Here is a 20,071-nt window from a genome sequence, read left to right as displayed (position 1 = left end):
GGCTGTGCTGATCGTGCGAGGCCAGTGGTAGTGAGAGTGACGGTTCAATTCGAGCACCAGTCGACGTCTAGCGCTATCTCGGTGCTGGTGTGGGACTCGCAACGATCGAGCCGCTCAGAACCCGCGCCGATACTGGATAGGTGGCTCGGCGGCCTCAGGCCGATCGAGCTCGCGGGCGGCGTGCAGCGAGAAATACGGATCACGGAGATGTTCGCGGCCGACGATGGCCATGTCGGCCCGGCCGTTGCGGACGAGCGCGTCGGCCTGCTCAGGGGAGGAGATACCGCCGACTGCGCCGACGGCGATCTCCGACTCGCGCTCGCGGCTAATGCGGTCGGCGTAGGGGAGCTGGTAGCCCGGTCCCCGATAGGGGATCTGTGGGTCGGGATCGTTACCGCCGGCGCTCACGTCGATGAGGTCCGCGCCCGCTGCGGCGAGATCGTCGGCCAGTCGCACCGAGTCGTCGACCGTCCAGGATTCACGGTCGGGTAGCCAGTCGGTCGCCGAGATCCGAACGAAGACCGGTTTGTCGTCGGGCCAGACCTCCCGTACCGCGGCGGTCACCTCGCGGACCAGCCGGCTCCGGCCCTCGTAGTCGCCGCCGTAGTCGTCCGTCCGATGATTGGTGACCGGCGAGAGGAACTCGTGGAGGAGGTAGCCGTGGGCCGCGTGGACCTCGACGACGTCGAAGCCCGCCTCGTCGGCACGCTCGGCGGCAGCGCTGAACGAGTCGATGACGTCCTCGATGTCGTCCTGGTCCATCTTCGCGGTCGCCGTTTCGCCGTTCTCGTAGGGCCACGGCTGGTCGCTCGGTGCGATCGTCTCCCAGCCACCCTCGTCGGGCTGGAGCGGCTCGCCGCCGTCCCACGGCCGGGCCTTCGACGCCTTCCGGCCGGCGTGGGCGAGCTGGATCGCGGGCACCGAGCCCTGCGATTTGACGAACTCGGCGATCGGCGCGAGCGCCTCGGTGTGTGCGTCGCTCCAGATGCCGAGATCCTCCGGCGAGATGCGCCCACGGGCTTCGACGGCGGTCGCCTCGGTCATCACGACGCCGGCCCCGCCGGACGCCCGACTGCCGAGGTGGACGAGATGCCAGTCGGTCGCCAGCCCGTCGCGGTCGTCACAGGAATACTGACACATCGGCGAGACCATCACCCGGTTCGGGATCGTCGTCTCGCGCAGTTCGAGCGGTGCGAAGAGATCTGCTGTCATCGATCCTGCCTACTCGCTCGCCGGGAAAGACGGTGACGGAAAGGGCCGCTCAGGCGTGAAAACGAGCGAACACGAACCGGAATCGAACGGACGATCGGACGGGTACGGTCGGTGTGGACGAGCCGACTCAGCCGAGGGTGAGCAGTAGCGGGATCGCGAACGTGACGACGAGTCCGACGACCGCCACGAGCGCGCCGATGCCGGCCTGTCGCCCCGTGAACTCGCTCATCGGCGACGTCTCGCGGGTGGCGACCGGTTCGACGCTTCCGTGCGTGCCCTCGTCTGCGTCGTCGGGGTGGCTCTCGCGCTGCTCGCGATCGCCCTCAACCATCGTCTCGTCTACGGTGTCGGTCGCCTGCTCCTGGCCGGATTCCGACTCGCGCGGCTCGGTCGGCGCGTCGTCGCTCATGGTCGCAAATTGATGAGGAGCGTATAAAATGATTCGAATGTGCCGAAGAGTAGCTCACGGAACCTCAGTGCATTCATTACAGTCCGACAACTGTTTTGCGTCGGTAGAGATAGAGCGGCGCAGCAATGAACACCACGAAGAACATTCCGAGAAGATACAGCCACGTTTTCGGTTGCCACTCGGTAGTCACTGTACGTACATCTCGGATATCAAGATACGTGATGGGAAGCAGTAACAGAATGGAGAAGCCAGCAACATCAGCAACTCCCGCGAAAAGTCCGAGGATACTGATTGCAGAGAGCCCAATGACACCATAGTGCCAGTTTCCGGCTGATTGCGAGTTGGCGATTACATCGTCAGCTCCCGTCTGATCGGCCGTTCTCGTTTGATCCCTCGTTTCGAGGGCAGATGATTCCTGATCAGTCGTCTGATTTGTGGCACCCACGATTCGGTCGGCAACGTGAAGGATCGTCGAATCGCCTTCGTCGGAGGAAATAGCCTCCAGTTCGTGATCCGGTGCAGGACTCGCATGTCCCATAGCAGCCGTATCAGGAGAGTCTGTTCCGTGATCGCCCATCGGCGTAGACCCGAGTTCGGAATCGAATTCCGATTCGGCAGATGATTCAAGAGGAATATCAATATAATCCGTGACGAGATTGCGCGCATCGAGATCGTCAACCATGCTTACAATTCCGTCTCCATCAACGGTTTTGACGTTGAGATCGGTAGCACGTTTTTCAGCAGCGTTGGTGAACGATCCCGTGGTAACGACGATTACCGAATCAGTACCTGAGACCTGTTGTTTGAGACTCGCGTATTGTTGTATGTCCGGACCGCCAACACTCGTGTTTTCACCGTACCGTTTGGCCTGGATTATGTTCTTCTCTGGGTAGGGGTTCGATTTCGTAGCGGTCACATCGATTCCAGCGTCCACCGATGCTTGCGAGACTTCTGTCTCCCATCCCATCTGCTCCCAGATATCGGCGACGAAGTACTCGAAATCGTAGTTATCCATCGACTGAAGCTCGGAAAGCAACTCGGATTGTGAAAGATCAGCGATGGCTGGGTGCTGGTAATCCGTGCTACTGTCAGTAACGGGTTCCTGTGTGCTCCGACCCCTTTCAGTTGCCGATGGTTCTCTGTCCCGTCCGTGATTCCGTTCCGTATTGCCGCCGGGTCCATTGTTGAAGCCCGGAGTAGTTTTCGAGTCGTTTACCCCATTGATGTGAGAGTGTGATTCGATTTGGAAATCGTCATCATAGACGCGCTGAACACCACCACTCAGGACTGCCTCGGCAAATTCGCCTGCACCGTTGATATCGAGATCCCATTCTTGAGTGAGTCCGTCCGTTCCTACGATAGTCAGTGTTCGACTCAGGATTCCTTCTTCGAAGTCGGCGTGTGAGATATTTGCCCGATCAATTTCGGAAAGAGGGCTTGTAGCATTTTTCTGGCTGAACGTGAGGAGACGCTGATCAGTCAGGATCAAACGGGTTTGTTGGCTTGCTCGGAAAGCGTCCGTCGCCGTAATACCACCCAAAAACCGCTCGTTTTCATGCAAGGCGGTAAGGATACTATATCGTGTTTCCTCGTCTATATCGTCAAGAGTGGCATATTTTGGCATATTATATCCGAGTGAGCCTGTCATAATCAATGCATGGATGGTCTTTCCATCAGTGGCGAATTCACGATTTGTGTTTGCTCATATGCGGTCTCCGCGGAAGCTGCCATACATCATATGTAGCGCCAAAGCCTTCGAGTTAAGAATGAGTGGCACGGTGTCAACAGTATATGACACTCACCAAGCGCGTTATCCCCTGTATCGACGTCGATCTCAACGACGACGGCGAGCCGGCGGTCTACACCGGCGTGAACTTCGAGAACCTCGAACACACGGGCGATCCCGTCGAGATGGCCCGCCGGTACAACGAGGCGGGTGCCGACGAGTTCGTCTTCCTCGACATCACTGCCTCGGCCGACGGCCGCGAGACGATGCTCGACGTCGTCTCGCGCGTCGCCGACGAGGTGTTCATCCCCCTGACCGTGGGCGGCGGCATCCGCACGCGCGCGGACATCAGGGAGACCCTGCGGGCGGGCGCGGACAAGGTCTCGATCAACACGGGCGCGCTCGATCGACCGGCACTCATCACCGAGGGTGCCGAGAGCTTCGGTAGCCAGTGTATCGTCATCTCGGTCGATGCACGCCGTCGCTACGACGAGGAGGGCGAACATTTCGTTACGACTGACGGCGAATCCTGCTGGTTCGAGTGCACGGTGAAGGGCGGCCGCGAGGGCACGGGTATCGACGTGGTCGAGTGGGCGCGCGAGGCCCAAAGTCGAGGAGCCGGCGAGCTGTTCGTCAACTCGATCGACGCCGACGGCACGAAGGAGGGCTACGACGTCCCGCTGACGCGCGCGGTCTGTGAGAGCGTCTCGACGCCGGTCATCGCCTCCTCCGGCTGTGGCGGCCCTGCCGACATGGAGGAGGTGTTCACCGCGGCGAATGCCGACGCGGCGCTCGCCGCCTCGATCTTCCATTTCGACGAATACTCGATCGAGGACGTGAAGGAATACCTCGACGAACACGGGGTTCCGGTGCGGCGCTGAGAAGGCAGTCGCCGTCGTGGGTGGAGCGTGCTCACTCGGTGAGCGGCAGGACGATCCCGAAGACCATCACCGAGAGGAAGGCGATGACGATGCCGGCGACTTCGCTGTCGGTGAACAGGGTCGCCTCCCAGCCGGGGAGCGAGCCGAACAGCGCCGGACCGGCGATCGAACCCAGCGCGCCGAGAACGAACAGGGCGACGCCGAGCCCGAAGCCGTGTTTCGTGAGCCAACCGTAGTTGAGATCGCCGTAGCGGGCCATACCGCCGATTCTCGCCGAATTCCCTCAAGGATTACGTTTCGCCGCCGAAGCAAAAGCACTTTGACAATCCACGAATGAGCGACCTCAATGATCGAACCAGTTCTAGAGTTGGTGGCGGAGTTCGGCTCGGCCGCCATGCGCGCCGTCGGGGCGACGCTTGCGGCCGTTGCCGGTGTGTTTCTCGAACTCAACGGTATCGAGACGCTCGGTGCGGGCGAACAAACCATCGGGCTCTGGATGGCGGTGTTCGGCGGCGTGTTGCTCATCGCGGGCTTCGTACTCGCCCGCGAGGCCGTCGGTCTGTACAGACAGCCCGCGAACTGATCCTCAGGCAGCGCTCTCGAAAGCCGTCCGGAACGCCGCCGTCATGTCGTTCACCCGTCCCGCGCCGTCTTCGAGCGCGTCGAGCGGGTCCGTCCCCTCGGTACGGATCGTGAGCACCGGCTCGGTCTGGCCGCCGGACTGCTCGGGATTGACGTCGTAGGTGGCCGTCGTGACACCCTCGGTTTCGAGCAATGCACCTTTGAGTACGTTCATGAACGTGTGCCCCTCGTCGGCGACCTCGATCGAGAGCTCGTTCTCGTCGCTTTCGATGACCCGCAGTTCCATACACTACTGTTCGTTCTCGCGCGCTTGAACCTGACGACTGGCCGCGACAGAGTGAAACCCACGCACGCTCAGGATTGGCCATGTCGCCGTGGCTGGCGCTCACCCGCATCGCCGTCGTCCTCGCGGTCGTCCTCTCGGCGCTCGTGGCGTGGCGACTCGACGCCCGTGACCGGACGGCGGCGCTGCGGGCGCGCTTTCTCGCCGGCATCCCCTGGGGAACGCTGCTCACGGTACTCGGTGTGCTCGCCGTCTATCTGTTCGTACAAGGTGGGTTCCAGCATTGGTACGGCCCGCTCGCGCTTCCCTTCCGCGCGTGGTCGTACGGCTCCCCGCTCGGCATCGCCCTCTCCTCGTTCGCCCACGTCAGCCCGAATCATCTGGTTGGGAACCTGGTCGGAACGCTCGCGCTCGCCCCGCTGGCCGAATACGCCTGGGGTCACTATCCGGACGAACGGGGTCCGAAATCGCCACTCGTGGAGAGTCCGATCGCCCGCGTACTCGTGATCCCGGCCGCGGCGCTGCTCGTCGGGCTGTTCGTCGCGCTGTTCGCGGTCGGCCCGGTCATCGGCTTCTCGGGCGTGCTGTTCGCTATCGCCGGGGTCGCGCTCGTCCACTACCCGCTGGCGACGGTGATCGCGCTCGCGGCCAGCGACGCGATCCGGCGAGTGTACACCACCATCCAGAACCCGGTCGTCGAGGCCAGCGCCGACCCGTCGTTCGGCGCGCCGTGGTGGGCCGGCATCGCTATCCAGGCCCACGCGATTGGCCTGCTCGTCGGCGTGCTCGCCGGGATCGCGCTCGTCCGGCGGCGTGGAACCGGGCCCACCGCGGGCCGGCTCTGGCTCGGTACAGTTCTGTTCGCCATCTCGCAGTCGCTGTGGGCGGTCTACTGGTTTCGCGGCAACGGCGGGTTCGTGCTCTACCGCGCGCTCGGCGTGGTGCTCGTCTTCGGGCTCGCCCTTCTGGTCGTCGCGAGCGTCGTCGCCACCGGACGCATCCCATCGACGGTCCCGCTTGTCGGCGGCACCGAGCGATGGGCCGGCACGGCCGTGGTCGTACTGCTCGCGCTCGCGGCGCTGTCGGCACCCGCGATTCCGGTAAATCTCACGACCGTCGAGTCGTCGACGGCGCGGGCGGCCGCTACACCCAACGCGACACCCACCAACGCGACGAGCGAGCAGTCGGAGGCGATCGCCGTCAGGGACTACACCGTGCGATACGCCGAGAACGTCACCAACCGACAGGTGTCGGTCGTCGACGTCGCGGCGTTCGGCGAGAGCACCACGGTGAACGCCAGCGGCGTCATCGTGACGAGCGAGCGCCGCCACCTCTGGACGACCGCCGTCCAGGCATCGCGGCTCGCGTTCACCGGCCGGGCGGCCGTCCGCCTCGGCGGCCTGGGCTGGGACGAACGGATACGGGTCTCGCGCAGCGGCTGGCGGGCGGGCGACGACCGCGCTTACAAGGTCTGGCTCAATCGGAGCACCGAAAGTCACGTCGGCTACCGCTCCGCGCCGGCGACCGCCGACGCGACGATCCGAGGAAAGAACGTCTCGATCGTCCCCCGACGGAAGGGGTTCGGACTCGTCGTCTCGCGAGCCAACGGGACGCTCGGACGTGCGCCGCTCCCGAGCAACGGCACGACGCGCGCCGCGAACATCACCTTCAGCCGCGAGGGACGGACGCTGTTCGCCGCGACCGGCGAGACGCGCGTCCCGATCGCCGAACGCGAGCGCTATCGATGAGCGGTGTCGCGGAGCCATTCGATCCGATCCCCGCCGGCGAACAGCCCTGAATCGGATCATCGCGGTTAAAGGAGCCGTCCTCTGCAGGCGACCGATCCAACCAGCTAGGCATCATGTGCCATCTATAGTCATGGAGGACGAATATAGATGACACGATCGTGGGTGAGTCGACGATGAGTTCGGCGGACAGTTACGTCCCCTCCTGGCTCCCGGTGGAAGGGCCGAAACGGTTCGTCGAGGCGTACGGTCTCGGGCTGCTGTTCTCGGCGAACGTGTTCGGGGCCGGCTCGGTGTACATCCTCGCAAACACGGGAGCGAACTGGGGGTTCCTCCTGCTGTGGGCGCTCCCGGTCGCGCTCGTCGTCGATCTGGCGATGCACGAGATGTCCGGCCGGCTCGCGACCATCGACGAACCCGTCGTGAGCTACATCCGTGGGGCGATCGGCGCGGGGCCGACGAAGGCGATGGCGCTGTTCATCGCCTTCATCATGCAGTTCTGGGCGATCTCGAACTACGCGGTCGCCGGCGCTGCGCTGGCCTATCTGACGCCGCTCGACAACGTCTACCTCGGTGCGATCCTCGCTGGCGGCATCGGCATCGCGCTGGTCGAACTCCGCGTCTACGACCGCATCGAGGCCGCCATCGCGGCGATCATCCTGACCGTGTTCGCCATCTACATCGTTCTCACGCTCGGACTCGATCTCCCGATCGGGCGGGTCATGTCAGGGTTTGTGCCATACCTGCAGAGCGACATCGGCTTCCTGACCAGCCTCATCGCGCTGTTCGGCACTACGGTCTACTACCCGAACTTCATCATTCAATCGAGCATCCAGCCCTCGAAGAACTGGACCGAGATGGGGCCGTACCGCCGGGACAACTTCGTCGGCATCGCCTTCATCGTGCTCCTCAGCGCGGCCGTGATCATCGTCTCGGCGCTGACGATGGAGCCGGGAACCCCGACGCTCACCAGCCCCGGCGTGCCGTTACAGGCCATCTTCGGCGGCTGGGCGCTGCCGGTGTTCGTGCTGGCGGTGTTGCTGGCGACGTTTTCCTCGGCGACCGGCACGCTGTTCGGGGCCGGCTTCCTCATCCCGCAGGCCTGGGATCGGACGACCGTCTTCGGCGATCGGGGCTTCCGGCGCACCGTCGAGATACTCATCGTGATGGCGGTGGGTTTCGCCGTCCTCCTGCTGGAGTTCACCGATATCACGCCGGTGCGACTCGGCATCGTGATGCCCGCCGTCAACGGCCTCATCGGACTGCCGATCTTCGCGCTCGCGCTCTTCTTCGCCAATCGGAAGTTCTTCGATCACCCGCGCTGGCTGAACGCCGTCTTCGCCGTCGTCACCGTGCTGATGTTCGTCTTCACGTTGCTGACGGCGCGCAGCCTCTACAGCCAGATCGTGACGTGGCTCTAGGCCCACTCGATGCGAAAAATCTCGGTCTCGACGGTGTGGGAGTCCTCGTCGTGGAAGTCGAACTGTCGGGGGAGATCGAGTTCGGCGCGAAACGAGCGCATGACCGTCCCGCCGTTGTCGGCGGCGAACGATGCGACGAACTCCTGGCTGCCAGCGTTGTGGACCGAGTAGGAGACGTCGCCCAGGCGGGCGGCCGTCGCGAGGAACGCGCGATCGGCGTGTTCGTTGCCCGCTTGCGCGCCGAACGGCGGGTTCATCACGACGGTCGTTTCGCCATCCGTGTCGAGCGGCGCGTCGGTCGCGTCGGCGCGCAGCCACGAGATGTCGGCGGCCGTGCCGACCCGCCCCTCGTTGTCGCGCGCCGTCGAGAGCGGATCGGGGTCGATATCGACACCCACCACGCCGCGCGGCCCACGGAGCGCGGCCGCAAGCGCGAGCATCCCCGTCCCCGTTCCGAGATCGACGACGAACCGTCCCTCGATGTCGCCCTGCAGATCGGCGTCGTGGACCAGCCTGGCCGCCAGCCCCGGCGGCGTCCGGTACTGCTCCAGGCTCGTCCGTGGGTTCTCGAAGCCGGCGACCACAGCGAGTCGCTGGGCCAGCGCGCTCACGGAACTCATCGCCAGTCATATCCATCGGGCATACGAAAACCTTTCCACATACCTCGGAGTTATTCAGGGACAGAACTACGTCGATCGTCGCCGTCGGTCCGGCGGATGGACGACCCCGATCCACAGGTCGAACGGCTGCTCGAACGGATCGACCAACAGCGCACGCCGCCGACCCACGGCATGTCGGTCCCGACCGCCCGCGACCGCCTCGACGAACTGTTCACGACGCCCGATCCGGAACCCGTCGGCGAGATCAAGGAGTTCTCGATCGAGGGGCCGGGCGGACCGCTGCCGGTGCGCGTCTACGCACCCGAGACGGGGACGGAGCCCTACGGCGTGTTCGTCACCTTTCACGGGGGCGGATGGGTCGTCGGCGGGCTCGACACTCACGACCCGGTCTGTCGCGCGCTCGCCAATGCGGTCGAGTGTCTCGTCGTCTCGGTCGACTATCGCCTCGCGCCAGAGCATCCCTTCCCGGCGGCCGTCGAGGACTGCTACGCGGCCACCGAGTGGGCAGTCGATTACGCCGACGAGCTCGGCGGCGACGGGGAGCGAGTCGCGGTCGGCGGCGACAGCGCGGGCGGCAATCTGGCCGCCGCCGTCACGCTCGTCGCCTGCGACCGCGACGGGCCGGAGCTCTGCCACCAGTCGCTCGTCTACCCGTCGGTCAACTCGCCGTCGCTCCAGGAGTTCGACTCCTACGAGGAGAACGCCGAGGGCTATCTCCTTGAACGGGCCAGCGCCGAGTGGTACTACGAGCGCTATCTCGACCAGCCGACCGACGCGCGCAACGCGTACGCCGCACCGCTCATGGCACGCGATCTCTCCGGCCTCCCACCAGCGACCGTCATCACCGCGGGGTTCGATCCGCTGCGCGACGAAGGGATCGCCTACGCCGATCGCCTCGACGCGGCGGGCGTGCCGGTCACTCACGAGTGTTTCGAGGGGATGATCCACGGTTTCCTCAATCTGGTCGATACCATCGACCGCAGCCGCGACGCGATCGCGGTGCTCGCGGACGATCTCGACGAAGCGTTTGCTGACTAGGCCGGAGAGGACGAAGCAATCGATCGGCAGTGAGAGCGTCGTTTCCGGTGCGATCGGCGACGATCCGACGGAGTCAGGACGCGTCGGTCGAGAGGATGCCGGTGGCGACGGCCGCCAGTTCGTCGGCGTCGGCCTCGCTGAGGCGCTCGTCGCCGAGCAGCAGCCGCAGTCGCGGGCGGCCGACGTCGATGGGCACCTTCGTCGTGTCGAGCAGCCCCATCTCTTCGAGGCGGGTTTTCGTCCGCGAGAAGGTGGCCTTGCTCGCGACGCCGGTGTCCTCACCCCACTTCGAGATGTCGTAGAGCAGCTCCTCGTTTTTCGCCGCGACGAGCAGGCTGATCGTCACCTCGTCGAGACCGTCGCCGTCGCCGCGGGCGGTGTCGAGCGAGGCGAGCACGGCGTCGAAGTCGTCGCGGACGCCGGGATCGAACGCCTCGGCCATCGTCTCGCGGATCCGCGAGAGCGGCGGGGTTCTGAGGCTGTACGACGAGCTCGCTTCCCAGCGCTCCTCGGAGCGCTCGTTGGCGTTCGCGACGAACTCCCCGTCGTCGGTGCCGAGGGCGGCCACCCGCTGGCCCGCCGTGACGAGCGAGACGACCGTTTCGTCGGTGACGATCAGTTGGCCGGTGCCGGCTTCCTCGATCGTCCCCAACGAGAGCGTGCCCTCGTCGATGAGATCGGCGGCGGTGCTGGCAACCAGGAAGTCGTCGAGAACGTCCTTGAGCGTGCTGTCGAACGCGAGTAGGCGCACTGTCGGCGGGCTGTCGAGACCGTCGAGCACCGTCACGAGCCGTTCAACCGATGCCGCCGCGGGCGCGACGACGAACGCGTCGTCGGTCGTTTCCGAAAACACGGCGCGATATACGTCGGCAACGTCCGTTTCGATTCGGTTCGTGAAACTCATAGCAACTAAACGGAGGTTTTCCATCTATTTAATTTTATTGGCCAACCGAACCTGAAACGCACAAAGTAAATGCATATTGTAACTTCCGGGCACGATATCCGCAACGATATGCATGTCATGCAGACAGAAGATGACGTCTGCACCCTCGATCAGCCGTTGATCGTTCGGCTGATCGACGGCCGTCGCGCGACACGGTTTTGACCGTATACGTTGCTGTTGGAAACCATACGATAGTTTCATCCCGGACACGGATGAATATCGACCAGTTGTGAGTGATAGTCAACAACCATCGGAAGCGGAGTCGCCGAGCGAGAGCATTCAGTTCACGGTGGCGTGTTGTGGCGTCACCGACGTGAGCGGTGCCAGCGCCTGCACTTACTCCGGTCCCTGAAGCACGCCGAAATCCAGCCGGTCGCTCCAGTGGAGCTGGCCGTCGATCTTCACCGGCATCGCTTCGAGCGTGAGAAACGCCCAGAGTTCGTGTGCCGAGAGATTGAGCCGACGGACGCGACCCGAGGAGAGATAGCAGTCACGGTCGCCCGAGGTAGCAGGAATGAACAGGCTGCCGAGACCGCGCTCGCGCGTCGGATACGTGATCTGATCGATCCGGAACCCGTCCCCGGTGCGCTCGATCTCACAGAGCGTCGGCGTGCCGCCCGCGGCATCGGCGATGGCGAAGCCGCCGTCACCGACGACGAGATACTGCCCGCCGACGATACTCTCGCCACGGGCGATTTCGAGGGCAGGCCCGAGCGGAAAACCGGCATCGAGCAGGCAGGCGAGCGCGCGGCCCATCTTGACGCCCTCGCTGTTCAAAATATCTGAAATTGTGACGATCCCACCGATGGCACCGGCCTCGATCAACGCCATTCCCTGACGGTAGGACTGACAGGCATTCAGGAGAAACGCATCGACACCGACCGAATCGAGCTGCCGGGCGTCGAGACGGCCGTCCGCACACGCGAACCCCTCGTCGTCGACGTGGCCGATGTAGTGGAGGAAATCCGTCCGGGCGGCGAGCACGTCCGCCAACTCGTCGGTCGTCAGGTCGTGGGCGACGGTCACGTCGAAGGGAAGATCGGCCCGCTCGCCATAGCTCGCCTCGACGACGCGCTCGTCGTCCATCGCCGCGTCGTTACAAACGACCGTGATCTCGATGTCACCCTCGGCGGGTGTGCGCTCCAATCGGTTGCGATAGGCCGCCAGCGACGCCTTGCTCGCCCCCAGCGGCGTCCCCTCTCCGATCCACGTCTGCTCCAGCGAATCCGACCGGAGCGGTTTGACGTACGTGTTCTCGCCGCCCGGCTGGGTGCCCGTACTCCGCGTGTCGTCGCGCAGGAACGTGTCGAGCGCGGCCGATCGAACGTTCGGCACCGAGACCTCGCGCGTCCGTGCGGACCGAACGACGGCGAGATCGGACACGACGAAGGGTAGATGTTCGATGCTGTCGGCCGTCGCCGTGACGGTGGCCGTGAGCTTCCACGCCGGCACGTGCTCGGCGATCGTCCGGTAGGGAATCGAGAGATACGTTTCGAGCTGCGCGGCCAGCGGTTGCTCGTAGAGCGCCGGGAAATCGAACTCCAGCTCGTCCTCTAACAGCCGTCGCTCGTGGAGGTCCATCGGCGTCCAGCCCTCGGTTCGGGTGAGACAGTCCATGAAGAACGCTTGCTTGAGCGTCCGTGCAACCGTTTGCTCGAACCCCTGCGGACCGGCGAGCGACTGTTCGAACCCGCGATCGGTCCGCAACAGCGGTTCGGAGCCCGGTTCGATCGTCGCACCCAAATAGTACGCAAGCGGCGCAACCGCGTAGATCGAGTCGTATTCAGGAGGAATCTCGATCGTCACACCCGTTTCGGGTGGTTCGAGTCCCGCCAGATCCACGGAGTCGCCCAGCTTCACCGTCGGCGGATGGCCCCGGAGTGTCGGATACGACCGTTCCGGACTGGTCGTCTTCAGCGCCGATCCGAACGTCGAGATCGTCTTCATCATCGCTTCGGGATCGGCCGGCGTTTGTACCGTCGCCGCCGGTCGCTCGTGATGCGAGCGCGCGCCGACCAGCACCTCGTGTTCGCCACCGAATTCGATCGCCATTCCCTCGGCGTCGGCGCTGATCCGAAGCGGACTTTCGACTCGCAGGTAAAGTTTGATCGGCGCGCTCACCTCCAGGATGTATTCGCCGGCCGGGAACCGTTCGTCAGCGTGATGCTCGGCGCGGTCGATCACCACGCCCGACCCGTCACGGACGTGGACCGAGACGACGCTCGGCAGCGTGATCCCGTCGGTCCGGACCGACACCGCGCTCTCGATCGGAAATAGAAAGTTCGACCGCTCGACCGACGTCGGTCGTACCGCGCTCGTGGCCAGCTCGTACTGGCGGCGCTCGATCGGGTCCACGATCGCCAGCCCGTCCGTCGACCGTTTGAAGAACACCGCAGCCATTACTCGCCGACCTGTCTCGTCGCATTCATTCGTTATCGTCGATCAGGTTCGTCCTGTATGTGACGTCACGGCAAGCCACAAAAGTCTATCCGTTCGGCTTGCCGCGGCCGTGAGCGAAGCGAAAACGAACTATCGAACACCGATCGAGGCCGATGGATGGCCGATTGCGCGGAGCTACAGAACCGCGCCGAGAACGATGCCGGTGAGCAGCGAGAGCAACATGACGCCGCCGGCCGTCTCGAACGGGATCCGTTCGACGTGCTGGGTGGAACGGCCCAGTCCGGAGTCGGTTTCTGTTGAGGCGAGCACGACGATGCCGGCGGTGGCGAAGGCGAGACCGATCACCAGTCCCCAGAGGAAGGTGATTCCGGACGCACCGGCGAGAACGATGGCGATCGCGCGGCTCAACACGAACCCCGTGCCGGCGATGATCGGCGCGCTGCCGACGACGCTGGCGCGATCGACCGCGTCCATGCGCTCGCGGAGACGATTCACACCGGCGAGTGTCCCCGAGGAGTCGAGGCGGTGGCGACGCGACATAGTTCCGGATATGAATCCAGCTATATAATACCCCGTCAGACGCTCGTCAGCTACCGGCGTTGGCCGGCAAACAGATCCATAGTCGTGCGTGCCGTTGACACCTCTGTGACCGAGCAGCTCTATCTGCCGGACGACGACTATCGCCGTGAGTTCGACGCGCGCGTCGAGGACATCGACGAATCGGATCGAACGATAGTGCTCGACCGAACGCTGTTCTACAAGGAGGGTGGCGGACAGCCACCCGACCACGGCCGCCTCTCGTTCGAGAGCGGTGAGTGCCGCGTCGTCGACGTCAGGAAGGATCACGGCGAGATCCGGCACACGATCGAGGGCGATCTCCCGAAAAAGGGCGCGACCGTCCACGGCGAACTCGACTGGGAGCGTCGTTTCGCGCACATGCGCTATCACACTGCCCAGCACGTCGTCTCGAAGGTCGTCCTCGACGAGTACGGCGCGAGCACCGCCGGCAATCGGATCCACGACGATCATGCACGCATCGACTTCGCACCGGCGGCGTTCGACGAGGACGATCTCCGCGCCATCGAGGAGCGCTCGAACGCCCTGATCGAACGGGACCTCCCGGTCGAAAAGGAGAACCGCCCGCGGGCAACCCTCGAAGCCGAAACGCCCGACGGCCGGTCGAACCTCGATTTGATCCCCGACGACGTCGATCCGCTGCGAGCGGTCACGATCGGCGACGTCGACGTCTGTCCCTGCGGCGGCACGCACGTCGATCGGCTCGGCGAGCTGGGCGAGCTGACGATCGTCGACCGGAGCTCGAAAGGTGCCGACACCGAGCGCATCGAGTTCGTGCTCGACGGGCCGGAGCGAGCGTGAGCGGGGTTCGTGTGCACACAAAACTTATTACAACACCCGAATCAGTTCGGAACGGAGCCAACACGGCTCCGCGCCAGCGGGGGCGACTCCGTTGCCTGGCATCATCACACCCCTCTCCACCTTCGTCCCCGCTTTCCGTTGCCGCTAGCACCGTGAGTGAGAGGAGCTATGCGGACGGACGTTCTCGGTGAGACATGCGCGTTCTAGTGACCGGTGCGACGGGGTTCGTCGGCGGACGGCTGCTCCCCGCTCTCGCCGCGGCCGGTCACGACCTCACCGTGCTCACTCGCGACGCCGAGCGCTACGACGGCCCGCCGGCGCGCGTCGTCGAGGGCGACCTGCTCGACACCGGCAGTTTCGAGGCGGCGTTCGAGGGCTGCGAAGCGGCGTACTACCTCGTCCACTCGATGAATGCGGCCGATTTCGTCGCGCGCGATCGACGAGCGGCACACAACTTCGCCCGCGCGGCGGGTGCCGCCGACTGTTCGCGGGTGATATATCTCGGCGGGCTCGGCCGGGAGTCCGACGCGCTCTCGCCACATCTCCGCTCGCGCCACGAGGTCGAGCGACTGCTCGCCGCGGGCGACTACGATCTCACCGTACTCCGGGCGGCGGTCATCGTCGGCGCTGGCGGGGCGAGCTTCGAGATGGTGCGCCAGTTCGTCGCCCATCTCCCGCGCGTGTTCGTCCTCCCGCTCCCGACGGCGGCGCGAACGAACTGCCAGCCGATCGCGATCGACGACGTCGTCGACTATCTCGCTGCGGTGCTCGACGTACCGGAAACCCGCGGGCGATCGTTCGACATCGGCGGGCCGGCGGTGCTCACCTATGCGGACCTGCTGCGGCGCACGGCACGCGCGGACGGCCACTGGCTATTCGTCGCCGCCGTCCCGTGGTTGAGCGAGCGCCTCGCGGCACGCTGGCTCGCTCTACTCACCAACGTACCCGAGACCGTCGTCGCACCGCTGATGGCCGGCCTCGACAACACGGTCGTCGTCAGAAACGGCGGGCTCGACGATCTCGTCTCGGTCGCGCACACACCGCTCGATGCGGCCATCGAACGGGCGATCGCCGGCGAGTGATCAGTTCATCGCGCGATCGAGCACCGCCCGTCGCTCGGCGATCGTTCCGGCCGCGAACGACAGGTCGCCGTCGTCGGTTGCGAGATCGAGCCGGCCCGTATCGGTCGCCGTGCCGATCTCGTGAACCGGAGCGATATCCACGAACGCCTCCCGAACCGCATCGGGAGTCGTCGTCTCGACGATCGCCCGCCCCGGCTGTTCGTGAAAGAGCTGTTCGGCGGCGCTCGCCGGGCCATCGAGTGCCACGTCCGCGCCCGCAGCCGGCGAGACCATCTCGGCGAGCGTCACCGCGAGACCACCGTGGCTCGCGTCGTGGACCGCGAGTGTTCCGTCGTGGTTCGCCACGTCGGCGAGCGTCTCGATCAGCGCGTGTGGCTCTTCGGGTAGCGTCGGGAAACGATCCGTGCCACCAGTGGTGTCGAGATACGCCGAGCCGCCGAGTCCCCCCTCGTGGCCAGCGAGCGCACGATCGCCGATCACCAGCAGCGTTCCGTCACCCGAGAGTTCGGTCGGTGGCGCATCGTAGCCGTCGCGCGCGCCGAGCATCGCGATCGTCGGCGTCGGCGGGATCGCGCCCGCCGCCGAGTCGTTGTAGAGCGAGACGTTGCCGCCGACGACCGGTACTGAGAGCGCGTCGCACATCCACGCGAGCCCGTCGACGATGGCCGAAAAGCCGCCGTAGACCTCCGGTTTTTCGGGATTGCCGCCGTTGAGACAGTCGACCGCGGCGAGCGGCATCGCGCCCTTCGCGGCGAGGTTGGTGGCGTTTTCGAGCGCGATCGCGCGCGCACCAGCGTGGGGATCGGCCGCCGTCCAGTTCGGCTCCGCGCCCGCCGACAGCGCGAGCCCGGTCCCCGTCTCCTGGATCGCCAAGACGGCGCTGTCGTCGCCGGGACCACGGGCGGTCCGGAGCCCGACCTCGTGATCGTACTGGCGATAGATCCACTCGCGGCTGGCGGTGTTCGGATCGCCGATGACGCGCTCGAACGCCGTGTCGAGTGCCGTCTCGGGGAGGTCACGGGTCGGCTCCGGTGGCTGCTCGGCGGGGAGATCGTTTGCCGGCGCGCCGTCGGCGAGGAATTCGGCGGGAACGTCGACGACGGTCTCTCCGTCGAAGGTGCAGGTGTAGTTGCCGTCGGTCACTTCGCCGATGACCGAACAGCCGAGATCGAAACGGTCGGCGATCGCGGCGACCCGCTCGGTGTTCTCGGGAGCGACTTCGTAACACATCCGCTCCTGTGATTCGGCGAGCAAGATTTCGAGCGCGTTCATCCCGGGCTCGCGCTGATGGACGGCTTCGAGGTCGATGCGCGCGCCGCACTCGCCCTTGGCGACGAGCTCCGAAGAGGCTCCGCCGAGTCCCGCCGCGCCGAGATCGCGGGCCGACTCGACGAGCGATTCGTCGACGAGGGCCTCGTTCGCCTCGATCAGTCGTTTTTCGGCGTAGGGATCGCCGACCTGGACCGCCGGGCGATCCTCAGTCGCGGCGTCCTCGCCGAGATCCTCGCTCGCGAAGCTCGCCCCGCCCAACCCATCGCGTCCCGTCGCGTTGCCGACGAGGACGAGCTCGTTGCCCGTGCGCTGGGCCTCGGCGGTGAGCAGTCGATCAGGCGAGAGGAGGCCGACGCAGGCGACGTTGACGAGCGGGTTGCCCTCGTAGCCTTCGTGGAAGGCGAGGCTACCGCCGACCGTCGGCACGCCGATCGCGTTGCCGTAGTCGGCGATCCCCTCGACGACGCCGTCGAAGAGGTACTGCGAGTGTTCGCGGTCGAATGCGCCGAAATACAGCGAATCGAGCAGCGCGATCGGGTACGCGCCCATCGAGAGCGTGTCGCGGACGATGCCGCCCACGCCCGTGGCCGCGCCGTCGTAGGGATCGACGTAGGAGGGGTGGTTGTGGCTCTCGATGCCGAACGTGACGTACAGTTCGTCGTCCGGCAGCGCGACCACGGCGGCGTCGTCGCCAGGGCCGATCACGACCTGCTCGCCCTCGCTCTCGAACGCCGACAGTAGCGGTCGCGAGGAGCGATAGGCACAGTGTTCGCTCCAGAGGTTTTCGAACAGCGCGGCCTCGGCGCGTGTCGGTTCACGGCCGAGCTCCTCGACGACGCGTTCGCGATCGGGCGCGGAGAGGGACATGTCTCCCCGTTCGGGACACCGGCAAAGTCGCTTGCGATGAGTCGGGCGGCTCCGTGGGGCGTCGGCGACACGGACTGTGCGATCGACTCGTCCGCGACGGCAATACCGGGGGCTTTTCGTGCCAGCGCCCGAAGCCCGTGCCGTGCTGTCGGCCGAGCTTCACTGCCACTCCGAACTGTCCTTCGACGGCCGTGATCCCATCGAACTGCTGCTCTCGCAGGCCGACGCCGTCGGGCTCGACGCGCTCGCGGTGACCGACCACGACGAGATCGACGCGAGCCTCGCGGCCGCCGACCGCGCCGCCGACTACGGACTGATCGGCATCCCCGGCTCCGAAGTGACGAGCGCCGCCGGCCACGTTCTCGCGCTCGGCATCCATGAACGCGTGTCGGCCGGCCTCCCCTTCACCGAGACGATCGAACGGATCCACGATCAGGGCGGCATCGCGGTCGTCCCCCATCCCTTCCAGCGCTCGCGCAGCGGTGTCGCCCCGCATATCACGAGCGAGGAACTCGCCAGCGCCGACGCCATCGAGATCTACAACTCCCGGCTGCTGACCGGCCGCTCGAACCGCCGCGCCGGCCGATTCGCCCGCTCGCACGACCTCCCGATGACCGCCGGCAGCGACGCCCACATCGCCGAGATGGTCGGCCAGGCCGTGACGCACGTCGACGCGACCGACCACACGGCCGCCGGCGTTCTCGACGGGATACGGAACGGGCACACCGAGATCACCGGCAAACGCACACCGTGGTATATCAGCTTCCGGCAGGCCGCCGGCGGCGTCAAACGCCGAATCAAAAATATGACACACAACATAATGCAGATGTGATACAGATTCAGCTTCGCACAATCGTTTTCTCACTATACAAATGAGGAGTTCATTATTCCCACGATGAATAATAATATCGAAATTATCGAAAAATACATCGACATTGCTACAGTTGCTATCCCTGTTTGAATGTTTTTGTCATTCTGTGACAGAGACCGATAATACTCATCGACTACTAAAATCTGAAACATAGTATATGTATGCCTTCTATCATGGAGATTGTCAATTGTATTCGTATTAATTCCGCCAGAATACGTTACGATAGTATACCCAACTAAAGCTACAACTATTGACAATCCCCATGCGACAACACCTGCTTTCGAATATATACTCGTAGCTAAATTTACGACTGTATCAGACCTAGAACGTGCGAGTACTGAAAATCCAGCAGATACTACGCTTGCTATAATTAGATTTAGCCGAATTATCTTGACACAATCATTTTTTACATCTCTAATAGCGTCAATTTGATTATCAAGAGTGCTTCGCGCTTCTTTACGGATTGCTCTAAATTCTTTATTTGGGTGAGTAGTTTGTATTCTCTGAGACGGTTGGTCAATAGCTGTAGGCTCCACATACAACCCAACTGCTATAGCGAGGAGTGATGGTATAGAAAGAAAAAATAGTACAGACAAGACTCCATACTTTGAGATGAAATAGACAATGATCGGCGAAGTATACTCTACTATTGAGGTGAAAATAAAAACAGCTGCCATTGATGAAATGAAAAGCATTGACAATGCGCCAAGGTAAAGTATATTTTTTTTCCAGCTCCCATTCTCGTGGGGTCATAGCTCTTAGGACCTAATGATTGTTATCTTGTATCTATACTCCGTTCAGAATTGTTGTTTTCTATGATCGCCTCACAGCCGATTTCCACCGTGTCGGCGTCGATATCGCTCGCACGGAGCTCCGCTGGCGTATACCACTCCCATGCCTCGGATCCCGGCTCGTCGTCGCCGTCGGGAGCGATGGCCCGACATCCGACGCGCGCGAAATAGACGAAGTCGATGTGCTGGTGGCTCACCTGGCCATCCGGGTGGACGTCGATGTCGTAGAGCATCTGATAGCGGGGTTGTGGGAGCGCACGGCCGGCTGGCGCGTCGATTGCCGGCGCACTGCCGAGGGGGTCGGCATCCAGCCCCGTCTCCTCGCGCACCTCACGCAGACCGGCCTCGTGAGGCAGTTCGTCGCGGTCGACGTGCCCGCCGGGCGGGAGGCGAATGCCCAGTTTCGGATGGCGATGGAGTGCCGTCGCCCCGTCGTTGACGAGATAGACCGTCGCAGTGAAATGCCGGGTCGTCTCCATGCGAAACGAAAACGGCCGGTGGCTTTCGGTATTGCGGAGTCCGCTTTCGAAACGCTTAGTGGTGGCGCTCGC

General features: G+C 64.2%; 19 protein-coding genes. 8 read left to right on the top strand and 11 right to left on the bottom strand.

What is annotated here, in order from left to right:
* Positions 1-114: 114 nt before the first annotated feature.
* The 3 genes from NO363_RS01750 to NO363_RS01740 form a co-directional block, all read right to left on the bottom strand.
* Entirely contained in the window at positions 115-1,212 is a 1,098-nt protein-coding gene (locus NO363_RS01750) for an NADH:flavin oxidoreductase/NADH oxidase (protein WP_256686412.1), read from the bottom strand.
* A 127-nt stretch (positions 1,213-1,339) separates the two neighbouring features.
* Complete coding sequence (locus tag NO363_RS01745) at positions 1,340-1,621, bottom strand: DUF7550 family protein (protein WP_256686410.1); 282 nt, start codon at positions 1,619-1,621, stop codon at positions 1,340-1,342.
* Positions 1,622-1,697: 76 nt separating this feature from the next.
* Positions 1,698-3,269, bottom strand: coding sequence for a restriction endonuclease (locus tag NO363_RS01740; RefSeq protein ID WP_256686408.1), 1,572 nt, complete (start codon positions 3,267-3,269; stop codon positions 1,698-1,700).
* A gap of 143 nt (positions 3,270-3,412) precedes the next feature.
* Between NO363_RS01740 and hisF the strand changes: the two genes are divergently transcribed.
* Positions 3,413-4,228, top strand: coding sequence for an imidazole glycerol phosphate synthase subunit HisF (gene hisF / locus NO363_RS01735; protein ID WP_256686406.1), 816 nt, complete (start codon positions 3,413-3,415; stop codon positions 4,226-4,228).
* Between the two features lie 31 nt (positions 4,229-4,259).
* On the opposite strand, the gene NO363_RS01730 is transcribed toward hisF, so the two are convergent.
* Entirely contained in the window at positions 4,260-4,487 is a 228-nt protein-coding gene (locus NO363_RS01730) for a DUF7860 family protein (protein WP_256686405.1), read from the bottom strand.
* Positions 4,488-4,574: 87 nt separating this feature from the next.
* Between NO363_RS01730 and NO363_RS01725 the strand changes: the two genes are divergently transcribed.
* Positions 4,575-4,811: a DUF8151 family protein gene (locus NO363_RS01725; RefSeq protein WP_256686404.1), complete on the top strand. Its 237-nt coding sequence runs from the start codon at positions 4,575-4,577 to the stop codon at positions 4,809-4,811.
* A 3-nt stretch (positions 4,812-4,814) separates the two neighbouring features.
* Here NO363_RS01725 and NO363_RS01720 read toward each other — a convergent pair whose 3' ends face one another.
* The gene (locus tag NO363_RS01720; protein WP_256686403.1) at positions 4,815-5,096 is read right to left on the bottom strand and encodes a DNA-directed RNA polymerase subunit L; all 282 of its coding nucleotides are present in this window, start codon (positions 5,094-5,096) and stop codon (positions 4,815-4,817) included.
* A gap of 80 nt (positions 5,097-5,176) precedes the next feature.
* Here NO363_RS01720 and NO363_RS01715 point away from each other — a divergent pair, with 80 nt between their 5' ends.
* Complete coding sequence (locus NO363_RS01715; protein ID WP_256686402.1) at positions 5,177-6,841, top strand: rhomboid family intramembrane serine protease; 1,665 nt, start codon at positions 5,177-5,179, stop codon at positions 6,839-6,841.
* 173 nt (positions 6,842-7,014) lie between these two features.
* The gene (locus NO363_RS01710) at positions 7,015-8,259 is read left to right on the top strand and encodes a divalent metal cation transporter (protein WP_256686400.1); all 1,245 of its coding nucleotides are present in this window, start codon (positions 7,015-7,017) and stop codon (positions 8,257-8,259) included.
* On the opposite strand, the gene NO363_RS01705 is transcribed toward NO363_RS01710, so the two are convergent.
* Complete coding sequence (locus NO363_RS01705; protein WP_256686399.1) at positions 8,256-8,879, bottom strand: METTL5 family protein; 624 nt, start codon at positions 8,877-8,879, stop codon at positions 8,256-8,258. The genes NO363_RS01710 and NO363_RS01705 overlap by 4 nt on opposite strands.
* Before the next feature lie 96 nt (positions 8,880-8,975).
* Between NO363_RS01705 and lipP1 the strand changes: the two genes are divergently transcribed.
* Complete coding sequence (lipP1, locus tag NO363_RS01700) at positions 8,976-9,917, top strand: LipP1 family hormone-sensitive lipase (protein ID WP_256686398.1); 942 nt, start codon at positions 8,976-8,978, stop codon at positions 9,915-9,917.
* A 73-nt stretch (positions 9,918-9,990) separates the two neighbouring features.
* On the opposite strand, the gene tbsP is transcribed toward lipP1, so the two are convergent.
* The 3 genes from tbsP to NO363_RS01685 all read right to left on the bottom strand — a co-directional run bounded on the left by tbsP (position 9,991) and on the right by NO363_RS01685 (position 13,800).
* A complete protein-coding gene (tbsP, locus tag NO363_RS01695; RefSeq protein WP_256686397.1) occupies positions 9,991-10,821 on the bottom strand; it encodes a transcriptional regulator TbsP in 831 nt (276 codons plus the stop codon).
* A gap of 375 nt (positions 10,822-11,196) precedes the next feature.
* Positions 11,197-13,260, bottom strand: coding sequence for a hypothetical protein (locus NO363_RS01690; protein WP_256686396.1), 2,064 nt, complete (start codon positions 13,258-13,260; stop codon positions 11,197-11,199).
* Positions 13,261-13,434: 174 nt separating this feature from the next.
* On the bottom strand, positions 13,435-13,800 hold the full coding sequence (locus NO363_RS01685) for a hypothetical protein (protein WP_256686394.1): 366 nt from the start codon (positions 13,798-13,800) through the stop codon (positions 13,435-13,437).
* Between the two features lie 105 nt (positions 13,801-13,905).
* Between NO363_RS01685 and NO363_RS01680 the strand changes: the two genes are divergently transcribed.
* Complete coding sequence (locus tag NO363_RS01680) at positions 13,906-14,637, top strand: alanyl-tRNA editing protein (protein WP_256686392.1); 732 nt, start codon at positions 13,906-13,908, stop codon at positions 14,635-14,637.
* A gap of 194 nt (positions 14,638-14,831) precedes the next feature.
* Positions 14,832-15,719, top strand: a complete 888-nt coding sequence (locus tag NO363_RS01675; RefSeq protein WP_256686389.1) for an NAD(P)H-binding protein — start codon at positions 14,832-14,834, stop codon at positions 15,717-15,719.
* Here NO363_RS01675 and purL read toward each other — a convergent pair whose 3' ends face one another.
* Positions 15,720-17,858, bottom strand: a complete 2,139-nt coding sequence (gene purL, locus NO363_RS01670; RefSeq protein ID WP_256686388.1) for a phosphoribosylformylglycinamidine synthase subunit PurL — start codon at positions 17,856-17,858, stop codon at positions 15,720-15,722. It lies immediately after the preceding gene.
* Positions 17,859-18,000: 142 nt separating this feature from the next.
* Here purL and NO363_RS01665 point away from each other — a divergent pair, with 142 nt between their 5' ends.
* The gene (locus tag NO363_RS01665) at positions 18,001-18,690 is read left to right on the top strand and encodes a PHP domain-containing protein (protein WP_256687997.1); all 690 of its coding nucleotides are present in this window, start codon (positions 18,001-18,003) and stop codon (positions 18,688-18,690) included.
* Positions 18,691-19,504: 814 nt separating this feature from the next.
* Here NO363_RS01665 and NO363_RS01660 read toward each other — a convergent pair.
* Positions 19,505-19,999: an NUDIX hydrolase gene (locus NO363_RS01660; protein WP_256686386.1), complete on the bottom strand. Its 495-nt coding sequence runs from the start codon at positions 19,997-19,999 to the stop codon at positions 19,505-19,507.
* Positions 20,000-20,071: the final 72 nt, after the last annotated feature.

The organism is Halococcus qingdaonensis, from assembly GCF_024508235.1.
GTDB classification, from domain to species: domain Archaea; phylum Halobacteriota; class Halobacteria; order Halobacteriales; family Halococcaceae; genus Halococcus; species Halococcus qingdaonensis.
The sequence above is the reverse complement of the archived record's forward strand: the minus strand, read 5'-3'. Positions and strand labels throughout refer to the sequence as shown.

Excerpts from the sequence above, each read along its gene's own strand:
- NO363_RS01750 (WP_256686412.1), bottom strand. The coding sequence starts at position 1,212 with ATGACAGCAGATCTCTTCGCACCGCTCGAACTGCGCGAGACGACGATC.
- NO363_RS01745 (WP_256686410.1), bottom strand. The coding sequence starts at position 1,621 with ATGAGCGACGACGCGCCGACCGAGCCGCGCGAGTCGGAATCCGGCCAG.
- NO363_RS01740 (WP_256686408.1), bottom strand. The coding sequence starts at position 3,269 with ATGACAGGCTCACTCGGATATAATATGCCAAAATATGCCACTCTTGAC.
- hisF (WP_256686406.1), top strand. The coding sequence starts at position 3,413 with ATGACACTCACCAAGCGCGTTATCCCCTGTATCGACGTCGATCTCAAC.
- NO363_RS01730 (WP_256686405.1), bottom strand. The coding sequence starts at position 4,487 with ATGGCCCGCTACGGCGATCTCAACTACGGTTGGCTCACGAAACACGGC.
- NO363_RS01725 (WP_256686404.1), top strand. The coding sequence starts at position 4,575 with ATGATCGAACCAGTTCTAGAGTTGGTGGCGGAGTTCGGCTCGGCCGCC.
- NO363_RS01720 (WP_256686403.1), bottom strand. The coding sequence starts at position 5,096 with ATGGAACTGCGGGTCATCGAAAGCGACGAGAACGAGCTCTCGATCGAG.
- NO363_RS01715 (WP_256686402.1), top strand. The coding sequence starts at position 5,177 with ATGTCGCCGTGGCTGGCGCTCACCCGCATCGCCGTCGTCCTCGCGGTC.
- NO363_RS01710 (WP_256686400.1), top strand. The coding sequence starts at position 7,015 with ATGAGTTCGGCGGACAGTTACGTCCCCTCCTGGCTCCCGGTGGAAGGG.
- NO363_RS01705 (WP_256686399.1), bottom strand. The coding sequence starts at position 8,879 with ATGAGTTCCGTGAGCGCGCTGGCCCAGCGACTCGCTGTGGTCGCCGGC.
- lipP1 (WP_256686398.1), top strand. The coding sequence starts at position 8,976 with ATGGACGACCCCGATCCACAGGTCGAACGGCTGCTCGAACGGATCGAC.
- tbsP (WP_256686397.1), bottom strand. The coding sequence starts at position 10,821 with ATGAGTTTCACGAACCGAATCGAAACGGACGTTGCCGACGTATATCGC.
- NO363_RS01690 (WP_256686396.1), bottom strand. The coding sequence starts at position 13,260 with ATGGCTGCGGTGTTCTTCAAACGGTCGACGGACGGGCTGGCGATCGTG.
- NO363_RS01685 (WP_256686394.1), bottom strand. The coding sequence starts at position 13,800 with ATGTCGCGTCGCCACCGCCTCGACTCCTCGGGGACACTCGCCGGTGTG.
- NO363_RS01675 (WP_256686389.1), top strand. The coding sequence starts at position 14,832 with ATGCGCGTTCTAGTGACCGGTGCGACGGGGTTCGTCGGCGGACGGCTG.
- purL (WP_256686388.1), bottom strand. The coding sequence starts at position 17,858 with ATGTCCCTCTCCGCGCCCGATCGCGAACGCGTCGTCGAGGAGCTCGGC.
- NO363_RS01660 (WP_256686386.1), bottom strand. The coding sequence starts at position 19,999 with ATGGAGACGACCCGGCATTTCACTGCGACGGTCTATCTCGTCAACGAC.